Below are 19,222 nucleotides of genomic sequence, written 5' to 3'. Positions count from 1 at the left end.
TTTACAGGGTTGCCGTACTGTCATGCAACTGCTGGAATTGCGACAACTGCTGCTGCATCAGCCGCGCATACTGGCCGCCCGCGCGCAGCAGCTCGGCGTGCGTGCCTTGCTGGCAAATCCGGCCCTTGTCCATGACGATGATGCGGTCCGCTTTCACAATCGTCGAAAAACGGTGGGCGATGATGATGGTGGTGCATCCTTGCATCAGGGTATCGAGCGCGAGCTGCACCTGCTGTTCGCTGGCGGCGTCGAGCGCGCTCGTCGCTTCGTCCAGGATGAGGATTTTCGGCGCGCGCAGGATGGCGCGGGCAATCGCGATGCGCTGCTTCTGTCCGCCGGACAATTGCACGCCCCGTTCGCCCACGAGGGTCTCGTAGCCGTCCGGAAAGGCCGCTATGAAATCATGGGCATGCGCCAGGCGCGCCGCCGCCGCCATCGCTTCGCGCGCCACGACCCGGTCCGGCACGGCAAAGGCGATATTGTCGGCGATGCTGCCGGAAAACAGGGCCGGTTCCTGCTCCACCACGGCCATCTGGCGCCGCAGCTGCGTCACGCCCAGCACGTGCGCATCGATGCCGTCGAACTGCAGGCTGCCCGCGTCTATCTGATAGTGGCCCAGCACCAGGCTGGCGATGGTGGACTTGCCCGCGCCCGAAGCGCCGACCAGGGCGATTTTTTCGCCCGCGCGGATGGACAGGCTGACGCCGTCGAGGGCCGTCACTTGGGTGCGCTCGGGATAGGAAAAACGCACGTCGCGCAGCGCGATATGGCCGGCCAGCGGCGGTTGCGGCGCCGCCTCGGGCACGGCGCGGTGGCTGCGCAGGATCTCGAAGATGCGGTCGGTCGAGCCCATCGTGCGCATCCACGTGTTCCAGAATTCGCTGATGGAGCCGGCCGTGTCCGTCACCATGCTGGCATAGATGACAAAGGCCGTCAGCTCGCCCACGCTCAGGCGGCCCAGTCCGATCAGGTGGGCGCCGAAGCACAGGGTGGTCAGCAGGGCAACGAAGGCGAGCAAGCCCTGCGCGCCCTGGAACACGGCCAGCAGCCGCGTGCCGGCCAGCGACACGCCCAGCAGCTCGCGCATCGCTTGCGCATAGCGGGCCATGGCGCCGCCTTGCTGGTTGAACGCCTGCACCAGGCGCGCATGGGCAAAGTATTCCTGCGCCACCTTGCCGCTGGCGGCCAGGGTGGCGGAAATGGCTCGCGCGCGCTGCCGGTAGTTGCTGCCTGATAACTTGCCCAGATACAGGCTGATGGGAATGAACAGGGCTAGCGGCAGGCTCAGCATCGGCGACAGATGCAGCAGCATGGCGATGCCGCCCAAAAACACGCACAGCGAGCGCAAGGCATTGGCCGCGCCGATCGTCAGGCTTTCATGCAGGGCCGACACGTCGGACGTGAGCCGGCTGTTCAGCTCGCCGCCATGGTGCTGGTCGAAAAAGGCAATGGGCTGGTTGATCACCACGTCGAACAGGCGCCGGCGCACGCCCATGACGATCATGTGGCCGCCCGATTGCAGCAGGTAGAAGCGGGCGGCCGAGGCCAGCGCATACAGCAGGCTGAAGGCCAGCATGGCGGCCGCCATGCCCGGCGTGACGCCGCGCCGCGTCAGTTCCTTCACGTTATCGATGAAATACGCGATGGCTTGCGGAAAGGCCAGCTGCGCGCCCACGGTAAGGGCCATGCACAGCAGGCCGGCGGCGATGCGCCAGCGCACCGGGTACAGCAGGCGCAGGCGTTCCAGATGGGGGCCGATGTTTACATGGTTCATGCGGCGCGCTCCTGCGACGGTTCGGCGTTCAATTGTTCGGCCAGGGCCAGCCAGTCTTCGTCGCCGATCAGGCCGGCCGCTTCCACCGTGCCCTCGTGATTGACGAACACATAGGACGGCGAACTCATCAGCGGGTTCACGCGCCGGTAATCGCGCAGCGTCAGCCGCGCCGTGGCTTCCCGCAAGATGCTGCTGGGCAAAAACGCGCGCAGCCGGCGGGCCGGCTCTTCGCTGACCAGCCACAGGGCCAGACCGGCCTCGCGCGCCAGCGGCAGCAACTGCTCGATGCCCGCCAGCTTTTCCGCGCATTTCGGACAGCGGCTGGCCAGGAACAGCAGCACGGCCGCCTGACCGCTGGCGCCCGGCTGGAAACGCGCGCCGCCAGCCAGCGGACGGGCTTGCACTGCCGGCAGGGGCTCGCCCGGCACCAGCGCCGTGGGCGCGATGCGTACACGGCGGTTGGCGCGCAGCACGGCCAGGCTCAGCCAGATATTGCCGGCGACGGCAAAGGCCAGCGCCGCCAGCACCAGTTGCAAGGTCGTATCATCCATCAGCCGGCCTTTGCCAACGTGGCGATGTCGTGCAGGGAAATCACGGCCACGCAGACGATGGCCGCCAGTCCCGCTGCCAAGACCGAGGTGGCGAAGGGCAAGGATGCCGTCTGCGCGGATGCGAAATAGGCGCCGTTGACGCCGACCGCCAGCACGTTGCGCAGCAGGTCGTACTGCGAGACGGGCCGCGCCGCTTCGCCAAAGCAGCTGCAGCGCACCACGCTGTGCGTGAAGTAGCGCCAGGCCAGCACGGCCGTGAGGGTACTCAACAGCAGTAGTGACAGCAGCATGGGCAGCCGCGTGCCGCCCGCCAGCAGCCAGCCGGCCAGCAGCAGTTCCGCCGCCACCAGGGCCGGGGCAGCTGCTTTGGCGGCAGCGGGCGGCACGCCGAACGAGGTGGCGAGGTTGCCGCGAAATTCCCCGTAGCTGCGCAGCTTGCCCACGCTGGCCGCCAGCAGCAGCAAGGCGATGACATAGCGCGCGATATCGGACAAAAAGGGGAGAGCTGTCAGCATTGCGTGCTCCACAGCGGCGCGAAGCCGCCCGGACGCTGGCGCCGCAGCTGCACGCCGTCGCGCGACGCCAGCAGGGCATCGTTCCACGGCTCGTCGGGCGCGCTGCGCAGGGCGCCGCCTATGCTCGATTGCAATTGCGTCGAGATGACCCAAGCCAGCCGTTCGGCATGGGCATCGCGCGCCATGTTCAGGCCCAGCTGGGCCAGCTCTTCGCGCGTCAACGCATAGTTGTGCGAGTGATATCCGGCCACCAGTTGCGCGACGATGGCGCGCCGCGCTTCTGGCGTGGCGTCGGGCAATTGCCATGCGATCAATTCCTCGCCGATCTGCGCCAGCTCCAGTGTGGTGCGGTAAAACGCCGTCAGGGAAGGGGGGAAGATGCTGCCGCACAGCAAGGACAGCGATTGCTGGCGCGCCTCGGCCGCATCGACGCCGAACCACTGCTGCGCCATGTCGCCGAAGACCTTGATGTCCAGGCTGGACATGGAGCCGCCGTCGGCGCCATCGAGCTGCGGGTCGATGGGCGAGAACAGGGCGAGGTCGCCGGCGATGATCTCATCGGCGCCCAGGGCCAGCAAGGTGGCGGCCGACTGGCAGTGGAAGGGCACGATAAAGCTCAGGTGGCGCGCATGCCGGCGCAGCAGAAGGGCGATGCGCCGCGCCGCGTTGACGATGCCGCCGCGGCCGTGCAGCACCACGTCGAGGCGCGCCACGGGGCCGATGCCTTGGCACAGTTCATACAGGGCGGGCAGCAGTTCCATGTCCAGGTGCGAGGCGGCCAGGACGATGGCACGGCTGTCGCGCGCCAGTTCCAGTTCGCGCAACTGGTGGGGAATCTGGCTCAGGTCTGGCTGCGGCATAAGGCTCCTTCGATCAGGGTAGTGGCCACGCTTTCCAGCAGGGGCAAGGCGGGCACCAGTTGCTGCACATATAGAAATTGACCAACAGGATTGTTTTCCAGGAAAACATATTCGCCTTCGGGCGTGACGATGAGATCCAGCGCGCCATATTCGAGGCCATAGCTGTGCACGAAAGCGAGGCAGCGCTGCCGTATGTCATCGGGCAAGGTCGCGGCTTCATAGCGGATGGGGGCCGACATGTCGCGTGAATCGATGGCCGTGCGCGCATCGTCCTGGGAATACAGGCGCGCGGCAAACAGTTGCTGGCCGATTACGGTGACCCGCAATTCATATTGCTTGGCGATATATTCCTGGAATTGGCAGCTCAGCTCGCTAACGGCGTCCAGGCTGCCTTGCATGGCGTCGTCGACGATGGTGGTGCCGAGGCCGGCGCTGATCCTGTCCACGTCTTCGACGGCTTCGGCGGCCAGGCTGGGCGTGGACATGCTCTTGAAAATGATGGGGCCGCCGACGGTGGCGCGGAAAGCGCGCACGTCGTCGGGTACGTTGGTAATCACGGTGGCGGGCACGCGAAAACCCATGCGCGCGGCCCGCGCCAGCTGTTCGCCCTTCCATTGGGCGCCGCGCAGGGCCAGCGGATGGCTGAGCCAGTAGCAATCGAGACTGTACAGCACGCTGAAGATCGCTTGCTCCGTTTCCAGCTGGGCGTAGGCGCGTTCCTGCGGGCTCAGGTCGGCGCTGGCGTAGGCATAGTCGGCCGGTTTGCGCAGCCAGACGGCGCCCACCTGCTGCAAATCAAGCCAGTCGCCATCGGGCAAGCGGCGCAGGCGCGCGCTGGCGCGGCCGTCCAGCAGGCGCTGGCATAACTGGTAATCGCGGGGAAAGGCGTCGAGATCGATACGGAAGGGGACATGGCCGCGCTCGGCCAGGATAGGGGAAACCAGGTCGGCGTGCAGATCGCCGCTATGGCTGATAATCAATACCTTTTTATGCATACAGGGGCCTGCGGCGAAGGAAGGTAAAAGGCCTTGCCGTGGCAAGGCCTTCAGTCGGCTAGGGTATCAGCAATACACGCCCGTATCGTTTGGGGAAAAACGCGAACTGTCGCGCAGATTGTAATCTTCCGGATCGCCGTAATACGTGCAGCCGGCCACGGCTACGCCATCGCGCACCTGCCATGGTTGCTTGACTTCCTTGTCTGCATCTTTCTCCGCCAGTTTGAAAGCAAACAGTTTGGTTTGGTTCTGTTTTTGCATTGTCATCCTCTTGTCGTGGTTAAGTGCCGTTTATTGAATATCCAGTGGCGCCGGTTTTTAAATGCCGGTTTTTAAAATTCTTCGTCGATAAAGAATCAGTTAATGTTGGTATTTATTATGAATGCCGCGCGCAGAAATACACTGCGCCGCAATTGGCGCCAATTCATCAAGTCGGGATTGGAATAAAACCCCGCCAGGGGCGAGGTTCCAGGGGGCCGCGGAGATCAGCAATACTGGCCGCTGTCGTTCGGCCTGAGACGCGAGGAGTCGCGATATTGGTCATGGGTGCCGACAGCGGTGCAGCCAGCCACGGCGACGCCGTCGCGCACTTTCCAGGCAGTGGCGGGCGCCGCCTGTTTCTGTACCTGTTTTTCAGCCAGTTTGAACGCGAACAATTTGGTTTGATTTTGCATTGTACTATCCTCTTGTGATGGTTAAGTACTGCTTGCACTGTATGCCATGGTCTATGGCCATTCGATATTAGCGCCGGAATAAATAAGCGTCAATTGAAAATCAATCGTATTCGCGATTATCTGTTTGGAATACTCACCAAATATCACGCCGACCGGTTATATTATTGCGGTGCGATAAATAATAAGAGTGCCGATTTAAATGACCGGCAAGCGGTCTGATTATGGATGGCAAGCGGATCGACCATGCCCGCAGCCACGCACTATAATGGCGCCTGTTGAATGGACAGGGCAGGAACCACACTATGGAAATGGCAGTTACCGACAGCCTGCGTCAGCTGGCATACGCGCAGGCCGCGGCCTTCGTGCGGACGCTCGACGGGCGCGATCCTGTTGCGCTGCAACGCGACTGGGGCCTGTCGCCGGGCGTGGCCGAGGAGATCATCGAAATGCTCGACAGCTATTTTGCGGCGGACCAGGCATTGTCACTGGCGCCGCTGGCGCGAGCCTTCGTACCGGGCAAGGGCGGCCGTCTCCCCGTCGACGTGTATGCCGCCGACGCCGGATCGCTGGGTCTGGAATGCCGGCTGCTGGCCGATGGCAAGCCGGGCGAAGCGATTTTGCACCTGGAAATGTCCGGCCACGATGGCGCGCTGCGCCTCCATTACCGCTACATCGGATCCTGAGAACAAGATGATGAAGAACCTGACTGAACTGATCAGCGAAAAACAGCAGCGTATCTGCGACAAATTCGGCTTGCCGGCGCAGGCGCCCGAACCCATGGTGGCCCTGGCCATCGGCAGCCTGGCGCAGTCGCCCATCTACGGCACGCGCATCGAGTTGCCGGAAAACGGCACCATCAGCTGGTTCATCCACTGCGGCGAACACGACGACGCCAGCGGCTTTTACCAGCCCCTGCATGCGGAACACTTGCACGAGATGCTGCCGCAGGTGGTCGATTACCTGGCCTTGCCCAGCGGTGCCAAGTTCATTCTCGACCGCGAAGGGTACGAGGATGTGTGGCTGGACGAGTAACTTTCTGGCTGGCAAGATTATCGTTGACGTTGACAAATAGGTATGGGATGCTGCGGTTCCGTTTTCTCCCGCCGAAAGCCGCATCGTGAAGCCATGTCTCCCGTCCGTCCTGTTCGTCATGGCGCTTGCCGCCGTTCCCGCCAGCCATGCGCAGGCATCGCGTGCCGAACACGATATTGCCGCCTTCGTGCGCAGCGAAATGCAGGAGCGCCAGATTCCAGGGCTGCAACTGGCCGTGATACAGCATGGCAAGGTTGTGCTGAAGCGCAACTTTGGTCTGGCCAGCCTGCAATACCAGGTGCCCGTGACGGACGCGAGCCTGTTTTCCATCAACTCGGCAACGAAAGCGTTTGCGGGCGTGGCCGTGATGCAGCTGGTGCAAGAGGGCAAGGTCGACCTGGCCGCACCGATTGGCCAGTACCTGACGGACTTGCCTGTCGCCTGGCGAGCCGTGACGGTGACGCAATTGCTCAACCATACCTCGGGCTTGCCCGACGTGCTGGACCAGCGCAGCGGCAAGCTGGTGGGGCCGCTGCCGGACGACGCCGATGCGGCGTGGACGGCCGTGCAGGCGCTGGCCGTGGAAGCCACGCCAGGCCAGCGCTACCGCTACAACCAGACCAATTATGTGTTGCTGGCGCAATTGGTCGAGCGGCTAGGCGGCCAGCCCTTTACTGCCTTTATCCAGCGCCGGCAGTTTGACGTGGCGGGCATGCGGCACAGCGGCTTTGGCGACGCGAAGGACGTGGTCGCCAACAAGGCCGGTTCCTACGTACTGGGCCGGGGCGGCAACGGCTACCGCAACGTGATCGAAGACTTTCCCGTGTTCATGCGCGCCGGGGCCGGCATCAACAGCAATGCGGGCGAACTGGCCAACTGGCTCATCGCGCTGCAGTCGGGACGCTTGCTGGCACCTGCCAGTGTGGAGCGGCTGTGGCAGCCGACCAGCTTGAATGACGGCAAGCCGGCGTCGTGGGCGCTGGGCTGGCCCACCATCGGCCGCGATGGCCACCGCGCCGTGGCCGGCATCGGCGGTGGCCGCTCCGCCTTTTATGTGTATCCGAACGATGGTCTGGCCGTCATTATTCTCAGCAACCTGGCTGGCGGCCAGCCGGAACAGCTGATCGACACCATTGCCGGCTTTTATCTTCCCGCCCTGCGCCAGCAGCGCGGCGGCGCATATGCCGCGCATTTATTGCGCAACGACGCGGCCAGCACAGGCTTTGATGGACTGGAGCGCAAACTGGCGGCCATCCGGCGCCGGCATGGGCTGCCTGCACCCACGGAAGACGACTTGAATGCCTGGGGCTACCGCCTGCTGGGCCGGCAGCAGCCGAAACAGGCCGTGGCCGTCTTCCAGCTGGGTGTGCAACTGTACCCGCAAGGGGCGAATGGCCACGACAGCCTGGCCGAAGCCTACGAGGCGGACGGCGCCAAGGCGCTGGCCGTCACGCATTACCGCCGTTCGCTGGAACTGGACCCGGGCAATGCGCACGCCGTGGCGCGCTTGCGCGTGCTGGGTGCCGATTAGCGGGCTGCCTGGCCGTGCTCTGACCCATGCATGGCCAGGTAAGCGGCCAGATTCTCATCGTCTATGCCGAGGGCGCGCAAGACTTCCCTGGTGAAGGTGACGGGCGCCGTGCCCGGTGCCGTGATGACGCGCTGGTCGCCCACGGCCCACGGCACGTCCTGGTACAGGGCCGCACCCGCATAGCCCGTATCCGTCAGATTATCGGCCGAATTCGAGGTGTGGCGCACGGTGTCGAGCACGCCAGCCTGCGCCAGCACGCGCGTGCCGTCGCAAATGCCGGCCAGCACCATGCCCTTGTCGCGGGCCGCGCGCAGCAGCGGGCCCAGGTCGGGCGCCTTGCCGCTTTGCCAGAAGCTGCCGCCACACACCATCAGCAAGTCGAGTTCGTCGAGCACGATCTCTTCCAGCGCCAGTTGCGGCGTGACCAGCATGCCGCCGGACGAGGTGACGGGCAAGCCGCCCGGCGTGGCGAACTGCGTGTAAAAGCCGTAATACAGGCGCGCCGTGGAATTGAGCAGGGCGGTTTCCCAATCGGCAAAGTTCTCGGTCAGAATGGTGATGGCACGTGTCATGAAAAGTCCTGTCGCAGGTGGAGATATCAATAGTACTGGCTTGCTAGCCAGCTGGTGCCGAAATCATAATAAAAAGTACTGACACTTTCTGTCAGGAGCGCGCAGGAAATGATGGCACAAGTTGCAATGAAAAAGGCCCGGCCCCGCCGCGGGAAGCGGCGGGGCCGGGCCCCTGTATTTGCTACGAGTTTGCTGCGGATTACTTCTCGGCGAACGCGCGCTCGACAACGAAGTCGCCAGGCGTCGAGGTATTGCCTTCCTTGAAGCCACGCGCTTCCAGCATTTCCTTCAGGTCGCGCAGCATGTCCGAGCTGCCGCAGATCATCACGCGGTCTTCGGCCGGGTTCAGCGCCGGCACGCCCAGGTCTTCGGCCAGCTTGCCATTCTCGATCAGTTCGGTGATGCGGCCCATGTTGCGGAAGTCTTCGCGCGTCACGGTCGGGTAGTAGCGCAGTTTGTCGCTGACCATTTCGCCCAGGAACTCATGCTTCGGCAGGTGCTCTTCCAGCAAGTCGTGGTAAGCCAGTTCATCGACCTGGCGCACGCCGTGCACGAGGATCAGCTGATCGAAACGCTCGTAGATGTCCGGATCGCGCACGATGCTGAGGAAAGGCGCCAGGCCCGTGCCCGTCGACAGCATGTACAGGCGCTTGCCTGGCAGCAGGTAGTCGGACACCAGGGTGCCCGTCGGCTTGCGGCCGACGATGACGGTGTCGCCCACTTGCAAGTGCTGCAAACGCGACGTCAATGGGCCGCCCGGCACCTTGATGCTGAAAAATTCCAGATGGTCTTCGTAATTGGCGCTGGCGATACTGTAGGCACGCAGCAAAGGCTTGCCGTCGACGCGCAGGCCGATCATGGTGAAATGGCCATTCGAGAAACGCAGCGACGGGTCGCGCGTGGTGGTAAAGGAGAACAGGGTATCCGTCCAGTGGTGCACGCTTAATACGCGCTCTTCATTCATCGAACTCATAGTGTTTATTGGCTGGTCAAAAAAATGGTTAGTTGCTGGCAACTGCTGGCAAAAGTGAAACCCTGTGTAGGCCCAGACGCTATTGTACCGGCCTCCGCACGAAATTGTTACCGTCTATCGCCGCCATTGCTGCCGCACGCGGTGCCAACATTATAGGGCGAATGGCAAGTCGGGGCTGGAATTGGGCCGGAAACGAGCGCTGGACATGCGGACTCTTGACTTGGCTCAGTTTTTCAGGACACCGCTCCAGGGCTGCCGCCGGAGCTTGCCGGCGCGGCCGTGGCGGCGCCCCGGAAGCGCCGGCGCAGGGCCGCATTGGCCGGGTCGGAGACGTAGCGCGCCACGAGGGCGGCCGCCAGCGCCGTCGCGGCAAGGAACAACGCCAGCCACGGCAGCCGTTCCGCGTAGCCCAGGCCCGCCTTGTCGACCACATTGCGCATGCCGGCCAGCACGATGATATGGAACAAATACAGCTCATAGCTGTGCCGTCCCAGCCATTGCAGCGGGCCGGAGCGGCCTCGGCCTGCCGCCGGGGCCGCCGTGGCGCCCACGATGAAGGCGGCGCCGGCCACGGCGATCCACGTAAAACCGAACACCTCATGGCCGCCGATGCCGCGCACGTAGAGGGCCGCCAGGGCCAGGCCCGCTGTCCAGCGCAAGAATCGCCCGGCCCGCGCGCCCGGTTGCCAGTGTTGGGTCAGCAGGGCCGTCAGGCAACCGATGGCGATGGCGTCGAAACAGGCGGCATATCCATACATGAAATAGATTTCGTTGTCCGCGTGCAGGCTGCGGTAGATGGGGCCTGCCACGATGGCGGCGCCGCACAGCAGCATGGTCCAGTGGCGCTGGCGCAGGACGCGACAGGACAATGGCAGCAGCAGATAGAACATTTCCTCGACGGACAGCGACCAGTACACATTCAGGCAGTAATTGAAATAGCCGGCGCTTTGCATCAGCACGTTATGCCAGAAGGTCAGCACGGAGGCGATGGCAATGACAAAATAGCTGGCGGGCAAATCCTTGCCGCCGTCCGAGTTGGCAAAGAAGGGCACGTCCAGCACGCCCAGCAGCACGATGATGGACAGGGCCAGCAGCAGCGCGGGCAACAGGCGGGCGATGCGGTAGACATAGAACGCCGCCAGGTCGATGCGCGCCAGGTCGCCCCAACGCCGCAGCGAGGTCGAGGTGATCAAATAGCCGGAAATGACGAAAAACATGGTCACGCCGTAATTGCCCTGGTAGGCGGCGCGCAGCAGCCAGGAGGGCAGGACTTCGAGCGGACTGTTCTTCAAACCGTAGGCCAGGGCGAAGTGCAGCACCAGCACGCACAGGATGGCGGCGCCGCGCAGGGCATCGATTTGATTGTTGCGGGTATGCAATGGCATCCTCGTGTAGGGGGCAGGAAGGGCGATTATGTGAGAGATGCCGCGCGCAGGTCAACGATTTTGCAATTGCCTGGAAAGGCGCGCCGAATGGATAAGGGGACAGGCAGTCTTGCGTGTATGATATTGCCGAACAGAATTGTTGGGCATCTGTCATCTTGCGGGCGCGCTTCTTGTGCCTGCCAGCCCATGAATCTGCGTGCACGATTCCTGCCGCCAGGATGCCCGACCCACAGCGAAAGGTAATAAAGATGTATAAAACAGTGCGCGACTTGTTCCTGCATTTCAAGGAAGCCGTCCCATTCCGCCTCGTCCCCGCCCTGATCTGCACGGTCTTGCTGGTCAGCATGCTGTTGCTGCCGGCGCCGGACGGCTTGACGCCCAAGGCCTGGGGCCTGGTGGCGATTTTCCTCACCACGATTCTGGCGATCATCCTGAAAGTCATGCCGATCGGCGTGATGGCCATGATGGCCATCGTCATCGTGTCCTTGTCGCAAGTGACGTCGACCTCGTCCAAAGGCGCCATCACGGATGCGCTCAGCAGTTTTTCGAATCCCCTGATCTGGCTGATCGTCGTGGCGATTTTGATTTCGCGCGGCCTGAAAAAGACGGGGCTGGGCAGCCGCATCGGCCTGCTGTTCATTTCCTTGCTGGGCAAACGCACCATGGGCATCGGCTATGGCCTGGCCATTTGCGAACTGGTGCTGGCGCCCTTTACGCCCAGTAACACGGCGCGCGGCGGCGGCATCGTCCACCCCGTCATGAAATCGATCGCCAACGCCTTCGATTCCGACCCGGCCAAGGGCACGGAAAAGAAGGTGGGCACGTATCTGGCGCTCGTCAATTACCACGCCAACCCGATCACGTCGGCCATGTTCCTGACGGCCACGGCACCGAACCCGCTCGTGGTCGACTTCGTGGCCAAGGCCAGCGGCCAGAGTTTCCACCTGACGTGGACCACCTGGGCCCTGTGCATGCTGCTGCCGGGCCTCGTCTGTCTGCTGGTGATGCCCCTGATTATCTATTGGCTGTCGCCGCCGGAACTCAAAGCCACGCCCGACGCCGTCACCTATGCCAAGGCGGAATTGAAAGGCATGGGACCGCTGTCGCCGCCGGAAAAAGTCATGCTGGGCACCTTCGCCCTGTTGTTATTGCTTTGGGCCAACGTGCCGGCCATGCTGTTCGGCCCCGCGTTTTCGCTCGATGCGACGGTGGTCGCCTTTGTCGGCCTGTTCGTGCTGATCATTACCGGCACCATCGACTGGGATGACGTCTTGTCGGAAAAGAGCGCCTGGGACACTCTCGTGTGGTTCGGCGCGCTCGTCATGATGGCCGAGCAGCTGAACAAGACGGGCGTGATCGCCTGGTTCTCGGCCGGCATGAAAGCGGCCATCGTCGCCAGCGGCATGGACTGGCTGCCGATCGCCGCCGTGCTCGTGCTGGTGTTTGTCTTCTCGCACTACTTCTTCGCCAGCACGACGGCCCACATCAGCGCCATGCTGCTGGCCTTCCTGACGGTCGGCCTGCACCTGATCCCGGCCGAATATCACGTGCCGTTCATGCTGATGATGACGGCCGGCTCGGCCATCATGATGACCCTGACCCACTACGCGACGGGCACTTCGCCCATCATCTTCGGCAGCGGTTTCGTGACGATGGGCAACTGGTGGAAAGTTGGCTTCATCATGTGCGTGATCGAATTGCTGATCTTTGCCGTCGTCGGCACGACGTGGTGGAAGGTGCTGGGCTACTGGTAATACCAGCGGCCAGCTGCCCAGTCACGGCAGCTGGCCGCGCACGACGTGCAGCAGATACTCGCGCGCGGCGGCCCGTTCCATGCCTTTTTCCATCAGCGGCGGCAACAGGCGCTCAAACAGCTGGCGCCGCTGCAGCGATGCCTCGGAGGTGTCGCGCCGGTCCGAAAAGAAATCCATCAGGGTCGAGCCGCACAGGCAGTTGCGGTAGACCTCGACGATGGCCACGTTGTTGTCATCGAAACTTTGCTTCAGCCCCGAGACATCCTGGCGCATCGATTGCGTCTGCAAAATGAACTCGTGCGCCGTGGCGAAGACGCGCCCGCAGCAGGCGCAGTGCTTGGGAAAGGCGGCTTCGGCCAGCGCGCGCAAGCCTTCGAAGAACAGCTGATCCTGCATGATGGCTCCTGGCGGCGCGCTAGGCGGCACGGTTGCTGATCTCGATGCCGTGGGGGCCCCGCGGCGGCCGCTGCACGCCCGATTCGAAGCGCACGAAGGCTTCGCGCAAATGGTCCTTCAACAAGGTCTCGTCCCACGGCTTGGTGATGAACTTGTACACCGAGCCTTCATTGATGGCCGCCGTGACCGAATGCAGCTCCGGGTAGCCCGACAGCATCACGCGCACGATTTCCGGATAGATACCCTTGATGCGGCGCAAGAGCTCGTTGCCGGACATGCCCGGCATGCGCGCATCCGTGAGGATCACGCCCACCGCGTGTGAAGCCACCAGTTCCAGCGCTTCCTGCGGATTGGTGGTGCTCAGCACCTGGTAGCCCTCCTTGCGCAGCGAGCGGCGCAGGGCGGACAGGATATGCTCCTCGTCATCGACCAGCAGCAGCACGCGCTGGGGCGCCACGGCATGGCAGCTCTCGGGTGGCAGATGGGTGCCTGCATACAACATCAGATCCATCTCGGCGCCGGGCAGGGGACGGCTGAAGTAATAGCCTTGCATGGCGTCGCAGCGGTTGGTATTGAGGAAACCCAATTGACCCTCCGTTTCCACGCCCTCGGCCACCGTGGTCAGGTGCAGCGACTTGGCCATGGCGATGATGGAGCGCGTCAGCGACGCGCCATCGACGCTGTCGGTGACGTCGCGGATGAACGATTGATCGATCTTGACCACGTCGATGGGGAACTGCTTGAGGTAGGACAGGCTGGAATAGCCGGTGCCGAAGTCGTCCAGCGACAGGGTCACGCCGATTTCCTTTAATTCTTCCAGCGCCTTCACCACCAGGTCGCGGTTTTGCATCAGCACGCTCTCCGTCAGCTCCAGTTCCAGGCAGTGGGCCGGCAGGCCGCTGTCGGCCAGCACCGCGCGCACGAGTTCCGGCATGTCGACCTGGCGGAACTGGCGTGCCGACACGTTGACGGCCATCGTCAGGTGCGTAAAGCCGTAGGCATGCCAGACGCCCAGTTGCGCGCAAGCCGTGCGCAGCACCCATTCGCCGATGGGCACGATCATGCCCGTTTCCTCGGCCAGGGGAATGAAGCGGTCCGGCGGCACCAGTCCGATGCCGTCGCGGCGCCAGCGCAGCAGCGCTTCCATGCCGTAAATCTTGCCGCTGGTGAGGTCGACCTTGGGCTGGTAATGCAATTCCAGCTCGTTCAGCGCCAGCGCCTGGTGCAGCGCGTGTTCGATTTCGGCCCGCTCTTCCACCAGCACGCCCATCTTGTGGTTGTAGAACTGGTAGCCGTCGCGGCCCTTGTCCTTGGCGCTGTAGAGGGCCGCGTCGGCCGTCTTGAGCAGCATGTCGGCGCTGTCGCCATCGGACGGAAACACGCTGGCGCCGATGCTGGTGCTGACGTGCAGGGTGTGTTCGCCCAGGATGAAAGGATCGGTGAACACCGCCAGCACTTTTTTCACGATCTGGTCGGCCGTCCCGATGTCGGGCAGGTCCGTCAGCAGGATGACGAACTCGTCGCCTCCCTGGCGGGCCACGGTGTCGCCCTCGCGCACGGCCAGCTTCAGCCGACGGGCCACCTCCTGCAGCAGCGCATCGCCGACCGGGTGGCCATAGCTGTCGTTGACGAACTTGAAACGGTCGAGATCGAGCATCAGGGTGGCCAGGTGCAAGCGGCTACGGCGGGCATGGACGATGGCCTGGCCGATGCGGTCGTTCAGCAATTGCCGGTTGGGCAAGTCCGTCAGCGCATCGTGGTTGGCCAGGTATTCGATGCGCAATTCCTGCAGCTTGCGGTCCGTGATGTCCTGCACGGTGCCGCGCATCAGCAGCACTTCGCGGCCTTCGCGCACGGCTTCGGCCTGGTGAAAGACGATGCATTCGCCGCCATCGGGCCGCAGCACCCTGTGTTCCAGGGCGTAGCTGGTGCCGCTGGCATGCAGTTCCATGAAGGCATCGAGCAGCAGGGGCCGCTGGTCTTCCGGCAGGCATTGCAGCAGGCGGTCGAAACTGGTGGGGCCGGCATCGGCGTCCAGCCCCAGGATGCGCAACAGTTCCGGCGACCAGTAGCCGTCGCCGCCGGCGCCCCGGTATTCCCAGTTGCCGAGGCGGGCCAGCGCCTGCGCGTGGTTGAGGCTTTCCTGGATACGGCTCAATTCGGTGAGCGCGCTGCTGGCCCGCAGCAGGTAGCGCAGCCGGTGCGCCAGCAGCCGCCATTGCATCGGCTTGGAAATGAAATCGCTGGCGCCCGCTTCCAGCGCCTGCTTGATGGAGTCGTCGTCGTCGTTGCCGGTCAGGACGACGATGGGCACATGCGCGCCGCCGGGCAGCCGGCGCAGCTGCTGGCAGCATTCGAAGCCGCTCATGCCGGGCATGGCGACGTCGAGCAGGATCAGGTCGGGCACGCCGCGCTGGAAGGCGGCCAGCGCTTCCAGGCCGCTGGCCGCTTCCTCGATGCGGAAGCCTTCCGGCTCCAGCGCCTCCGTCACGAGGATGCGCGTCATGGTGTCGTCGTCGACCACCAGGACCAGTGCTTGCGGGGGCAGTGCGGTATTCATATGGCTTCCTTCTCAATGGCCAGGGCGGCGAGGACACGGTCGAGCTCTTGCTGGATGCCGCGGATATGGTGCAGCGCGCTGCCGACGTCATTGCCGCGCGCGTATTGTTCGATTTCACGGCAGGTGGCCGACAAGCCCAGCGCGCCCACGTTGGCGCAGCTCGACTTGAGCGTGTGCGCCGCCAGCTGCAGGGCTGCGGCATCGCTGGCCTCGGCGGCCACTTCCAGCTGCCCCAGCAGGCGCGGGGCGTCGCTGTAGAACAGGTCGATGATGCGCCCCAGCACGTCGGGACGGCCGGGACGCCGCATGGCGCGCAGGTTTTGCAGGGCGGCCGCGTCGAGGATGGCGGCCGATTCGACCGGCGCCGCCTCCGTGGTTACTGTAGGCATCTCCGTTGCGGCCGGCGCGGCGGGCGACGGGCGCCAGCGGCCCAGCATGGCCAGCAGGGCGGCGCGCGTGTACGGCTTGGCGAGGTAGTCGTCCATGCCCGCGTCCAGGCACAGTTCGCGGTCGCCGAGGATGGCGTTGGCCGTCAGGGCAATGATGGGCGTGCGGCTGCGGCCCTGCTCGCTTTCCATGCGGCGCAAGCGCCGGGTCGCTTCAAAACCATCCATTTCCGGCATCTGGCAATCCATCAGGATCACGTCGAACGGGGAGCGCTCCCACAGGGCCAGCGCGCGCGCTCCGTTGTCGGCCGGCGTGGCTTCGTAGCCGCTATCTTCCAGCATGGCCAGGGCGATTTCCTGGTTGATCGCGTTGTCTTCCACCAGCAGCATGCGCAGCGGCGCCTGGCCTGCGGCCGCGCTTTCCGCTGGAGCGGGCAGGGCAGGCATGGCGGCACTCGTTGGCGCCAGGGTGCCGTAGCCGCAGACAGCTTCGATGCAGTGGCGCAGTTCCATCGCCCGCACGGGCTTGGTCAGGCAGTATTCCACGCCCAGCGCCGTCACCTGGCGCAGCTCGGCCGAAGCGTCCAGCGAACTGAGCATGATAATTTTCAGGGCCGCCATGCCGGCGTCGGCCTTGATCGCCCGCACCAGCTCGGCGCCATCCATGACGGGCATGCGCATGTCGATGATGGCCAGGTCGAACGGGCGCTCGCCGCGCCGCGCGGCTTGCAGCAGGTCCAGCGCCTCGGCGCCGTCGGCGGCGCTGGCGGCGGCCATCTGCCACTCGATCGCGTGCTGCAGCAGGATGCTGCGGTTGGTGGCATGGTCGTCCACGATCAGCACGTTCAAGGCGTCCAGCGACACGCGCGGCGGCGGCACCGGCGGCGCGTCCTCGGGCGCCACGGTGCCCACGACGACGGTGACGGCGAAGCTGGAACCCTGGCCCGCCACGGATTTCAGCACAATGTTGCCGCCCATCATTTCCACCAGCTGCTTGATGATGGCCAGGCCCAGTCCCGTGCCGCCGTATTTGCGCGAAGTGGTGCTGTCGGCCTGGCGGAAAGGCTGGAAGACGGCCGCCGCCGCTTCCGGCGCCATGCCGATGCCCGTGTCGCGCACTTCCAGGCGGATCTGGCCGGCGGCGGGGCTGCTGACATCGACGGAAATCTCGCCCCGTTCCGTGAACTTGGTGGCGTTATTGAGCAGGTTGGTGAGGATCTGGCGCAGGCGCACGGGGTCGCCGCGCACGTGCTGCGGCACGTCGGAGGCGATGCGGCAGGTAAATTCGATGGCCTTGCGCTGGATGCCGTTGGCAAACAGCGCCACCACATCGTCGATCACCTGGCGCAGGTCGAAGGCGATATGTTCGAGCACCAGCTTGCCCGCCTCGATCTTGGAAAAGTCGAGGATGTCGTCGATGATGCTCAGCAGGCTTTCGCCGGAACGGTGCACCGTGTGCACGAAACGCTGCTGCTTGGGGCTCAGTTCCGTGCGCTGCAGCAATTCCGTCATACCCAGCACGCCATTCATCGGCGTGCGGATCTCGTGACTCATCTTGGCCAGGAATTCCGACTTGGCGCGGTTGGCGGCGTCGGCCTCGGCCTTGGCTTGCTTGAGCGCCAGGTCGCGCTGTTCCACGTGCTCGAGCATGCCGTTGAAGCCCTTGATCAATTGCCCCAGTTCATCGCTGCCATGCTGCGCCACGCGTACCGACAGCGCCTTGCCGCCGCGGATATGGGCAATCGCATGCGACAGGTGCGCCAGCGGCCTAGCGATGGAGGCGCTGATCAGCCCCGTGATGGCCACGCAGGCCAGCAGCAGCACCAGCGCGATGCCGAGGATCAGCATGAAGGCATGGCGCACGCCATCGCGCACCTGGGTCACGGCGTCCTGCTGCCGGCCCGTGATGCGCGCCACCTGCTGCGCGGAATAGGCGGCCTGTTCGTGCTCGAAGGCGCGCACGTGGCCGATGACCTCGTCCAGCGCCGCCTGGCTGTCCAGCACGCTGCCCTTGGCTTGCACCAGCCGCTGTCCCGACCGTTCCACCGCGTCCAGATAGGTGTCGACGCCGCGCGTTTCAGCCAGCAAGCCCAGTTGGCGTATGCTTTGCAGCAAGGTCTGCATGGTGCCCATGTCGCGGTGCAGTGCGCTGATGTGCAGTGCGATATCGTCGCCCAGGCGCTTGACGTCACTGGCGGCCGTGGCGAGCATCACTTCGCCCACGCCGATGCTGATGGCGTCGACGGCCAGGTTGATTTCGCCGCTGGCGTCCTCGATGCGGGACGAGGTGCGCATGTAGCGGTTGGCCTGCGCCAGCCGGTCGCGTCCGATGGCCAGCTGCAGTTCGATGGGATCGAGTTCCTCGGCCAGGCGCAGGTGGGCGGCGGCCAGGGTGGTGCTGACTTGTTCCTTGAGCGCGGCATATTGCGCCTGCCGCGCCGCGCTGGCGCCGCCTTCGGCCAGCAAGCCGGCGCGCAAGGCCATCAGGCCGGCGGCGGGATCGAGCAACTGGCGCGCCGTGGCCAGCAGTTTTGTCCGCAGTGCCTGCTGGGCAGGGCTGATGTCGCGCTCGCCGCTTCCGTCCAGATGCGCGACGGCCGCCGTCAGCCGTTCGCGCAGGGGCGCGATGCGGAAACGGCTCTTCACGGCCTCCGTTTCGGCCAGCGCAATCTGCATGTCGAGGATGCTATTGCGCAAGTCGGCCAAATAGCGGGCATTCTCGTTCAGGCGCTGGCTTTCCAGTTGCACCTCGGCGGCCGTGGCCTGGGCCTGGCTGTCGATCAGGCGGATCTTGCCGCGCGCGGCCTTGGCGGCGGCCTTGATCTGCGCCAGGACCTGGCCCATCTCCGTCGCCTGCGCCTTGTAGTAGGCCTCGTTTTCCAGGCGCTTGCGCACGGCGACGCGCATGCGCTCGAATGCCTGTTCGAAGGCCGTATGGTAGCGGGTCGACTGCGACTCGCCATGGCGCCGCAATTGCTTGCGGATGCTCTCGGCGGCCTGGATATTGGCGACGATCTTGTTCGATACCTGTTCCAGCTGCGCCAGGTCTTGCGCCTTGCCCAGCTCGAAAAAATCCGAGGCCATGTCCTGCACGGTATAGCGCAGGCGCAACATGTCCGTGTACATCGGCACGGTCCGGTCGGTCAAGCCGTGCACATGGGTTTCTATGCCTTTCACCAGCAAGAGGCTGGCCGCCGCCATGGCCGCCACGCCCGCCAGCAGGACGGTGGTACTGATGATCAGCTTGGTCCTGATTTTCATGCC

The 19,222-nt window shown here is 64.3% G+C and carries 17 protein-coding genes; 4 read left to right on the top strand and 13 right to left on the bottom strand.

Annotated features, from left to right (window positions below):
• Nucleotide 1: 1 nt before the first annotated feature.
• The 7 genes from IGS55_RS03290 to IGS55_RS03260 all read right to left on the bottom strand — a co-directional run bounded on the left by IGS55_RS03290 (nt 2) and on the right by IGS55_RS03260 (nt 5,369).
• Nucleotides 2–1,774 carry an ABC transporter ATP-binding protein gene (locus IGS55_RS03290; protein ID WP_230515985.1) on the bottom strand — a complete coding sequence of 591 codons (1,773 nt, stop codon included), beginning with the start codon at nt 1,772–1,774 and terminating at the stop codon, nt 2–4.
• The gene (locus IGS55_RS03285) at nt 1,771–2,325 is read right to left on the bottom strand and encodes a redoxin domain-containing protein (protein WP_230515984.1); all 555 of its coding nucleotides are present in this window, start codon (nt 2,323–2,325) and stop codon (nt 1,771–1,773) included. Before IGS55_RS03285 ends, IGS55_RS03290 begins: the two co-directional genes overlap by 4 nt.
• Nucleotides 2,325–2,840: a MauE/DoxX family redox-associated membrane protein gene (locus IGS55_RS03280; protein ID WP_230515983.1), complete on the bottom strand. Its 516-nt coding sequence runs from the start codon at nt 2,838–2,840 to the stop codon at nt 2,325–2,327. The genes IGS55_RS03285 and IGS55_RS03280 overlap by 1 nt, the downstream gene beginning before the upstream one ends.
• On the bottom strand, nt 2,834–3,700 hold the full coding sequence (locus tag IGS55_RS03275; protein WP_230515982.1) for an SDH family Clp fold serine proteinase: 867 nt from the start codon (nt 3,698–3,700) through the stop codon (nt 2,834–2,836). The genes IGS55_RS03280 and IGS55_RS03275 overlap by 7 nt, the downstream gene beginning before the upstream one ends.
• On the bottom strand, nt 3,682–4,695 hold the full coding sequence (locus IGS55_RS03270; RefSeq protein WP_230515981.1) for an ATP-grasp domain-containing protein: 1,014 nt from the start codon (nt 4,693–4,695) through the stop codon (nt 3,682–3,684). Before IGS55_RS03270 ends, IGS55_RS03275 begins: the two co-directional genes overlap by 19 nt.
• 66 nt (nt 4,696–4,761) lie before the next feature.
• The gene (locus IGS55_RS03265) at nt 4,762–4,956 is read right to left on the bottom strand and encodes a hypothetical protein (protein WP_230515980.1); all 195 of its coding nucleotides are present in this window, start codon (nt 4,954–4,956) and stop codon (nt 4,762–4,764) included.
• 224 nt (nt 4,957–5,180) lie between these two features.
• Nucleotides 5,181–5,369, bottom strand: coding sequence for a hypothetical protein (locus IGS55_RS03260; RefSeq protein WP_034748143.1), 189 nt, complete (start codon nt 5,367–5,369; stop codon nt 5,181–5,183).
• Between the two features lie 302 nt (nt 5,370–5,671).
• Here IGS55_RS03260 and IGS55_RS03255 point away from each other — a divergent pair, with 302 nt between their 5' ends.
• The 3 genes from IGS55_RS03255 (at nt 5,672) to IGS55_RS03245 (ending at nt 7,932) form a co-directional block, all read left to right on the top strand.
• A complete protein-coding gene (locus IGS55_RS03255) occupies nt 5,672–6,052 on the top strand; it encodes a hypothetical protein (protein ID WP_230515979.1) in 381 nt (126 codons plus the stop codon).
• A gap of 10 nt (nt 6,053–6,062) precedes the next feature.
• Entirely contained in the window at nt 6,063–6,401 is a 339-nt protein-coding gene (locus IGS55_RS03250) for an immunity protein Imm33 domain-containing protein (protein ID WP_034748613.1), read from the top strand.
• 85 nt (nt 6,402–6,486) lie between these two features.
• A complete protein-coding gene (locus tag IGS55_RS03245) occupies nt 6,487–7,932 on the top strand; it encodes a serine hydrolase domain-containing protein (protein ID WP_230515978.1) in 1,446 nt (481 codons plus the stop codon).
• Here IGS55_RS03245 and IGS55_RS03240 read toward each other — a convergent pair.
• The 3 genes from IGS55_RS03240 to IGS55_RS03230 form a co-directional block, all read right to left on the bottom strand.
• Nucleotides 7,929–8,504, bottom strand: coding sequence for a type 1 glutamine amidotransferase family protein (locus IGS55_RS03240; protein WP_230515977.1), 576 nt, complete (start codon nt 8,502–8,504; stop codon nt 7,929–7,931). The genes IGS55_RS03245 and IGS55_RS03240 overlap by 4 nt on opposite strands.
• 199 nt (nt 8,505–8,703) lie before the next feature.
• Nucleotides 8,704–9,477 (bottom strand): ferredoxin--NADP reductase, encoded by a 774-nt coding sequence (locus IGS55_RS03235; protein WP_034748152.1) that lies wholly within the window; start codon nt 9,475–9,477, stop codon nt 8,704–8,706.
• A gap of 233 nt (nt 9,478–9,710) precedes the next feature.
• On the bottom strand, nt 9,711–10,856 hold the full coding sequence (locus tag IGS55_RS03230; RefSeq protein WP_442908131.1) for an acyltransferase family protein: 1,146 nt from the start codon (nt 10,854–10,856) through the stop codon (nt 9,711–9,713).
• Between the two features lie 254 nt (nt 10,857–11,110).
• Between IGS55_RS03230 and IGS55_RS03225 the strand changes: the two genes are divergently transcribed.
• Nucleotides 11,111–12,616, top strand: coding sequence for an anion permease (locus tag IGS55_RS03225; RefSeq protein WP_230515975.1), 1,506 nt, complete (start codon nt 11,111–11,113; stop codon nt 12,614–12,616).
• Between the two features lie 21 nt (nt 12,617–12,637).
• Here IGS55_RS03225 and IGS55_RS03220 read toward each other — a convergent pair whose 3' ends face one another.
• From IGS55_RS03220 to IGS55_RS03210, 3 genes are read right to left on the bottom strand one after another with little or no spacing between them, the layout of a single operon-like run.
• Nucleotides 12,638–13,012 (bottom strand): hypothetical protein, encoded by a 375-nt coding sequence (locus IGS55_RS03220; RefSeq protein ID WP_230515974.1) that lies wholly within the window; start codon nt 13,010–13,012, stop codon nt 12,638–12,640.
• Between the two features lie 19 nt (nt 13,013–13,031).
• Nucleotides 13,032–15,572 (bottom strand): EAL domain-containing protein, encoded by a 2,541-nt coding sequence (locus IGS55_RS03215; protein ID WP_230515973.1) that lies wholly within the window; start codon nt 15,570–15,572, stop codon nt 13,032–13,034.
• Nucleotides 15,569–19,219, bottom strand: coding sequence for a response regulator (locus tag IGS55_RS03210; RefSeq protein ID WP_230515972.1), 3,651 nt, complete (start codon nt 19,217–19,219; stop codon nt 15,569–15,571). Before IGS55_RS03210 ends, IGS55_RS03215 begins: the two co-directional genes overlap by 4 nt.
• Between the last annotated feature and the right edge of the window lie 3 nt (nt 19,220–19,222).

Origin of the sequence: Janthinobacterium sp. EB271-G4-3-2 (assembly GCF_020858035.1) — a bacterium.
GTDB classification, from domain to species: Bacteria; Pseudomonadota; Gammaproteobacteria; order Burkholderiales; family Burkholderiaceae_D; genus Janthinobacterium; species Janthinobacterium aestuarii.
The sequence above is the reverse complement of the archived record's forward strand: the minus strand, read 5'-3'. Positions and strand labels throughout refer to the sequence as shown.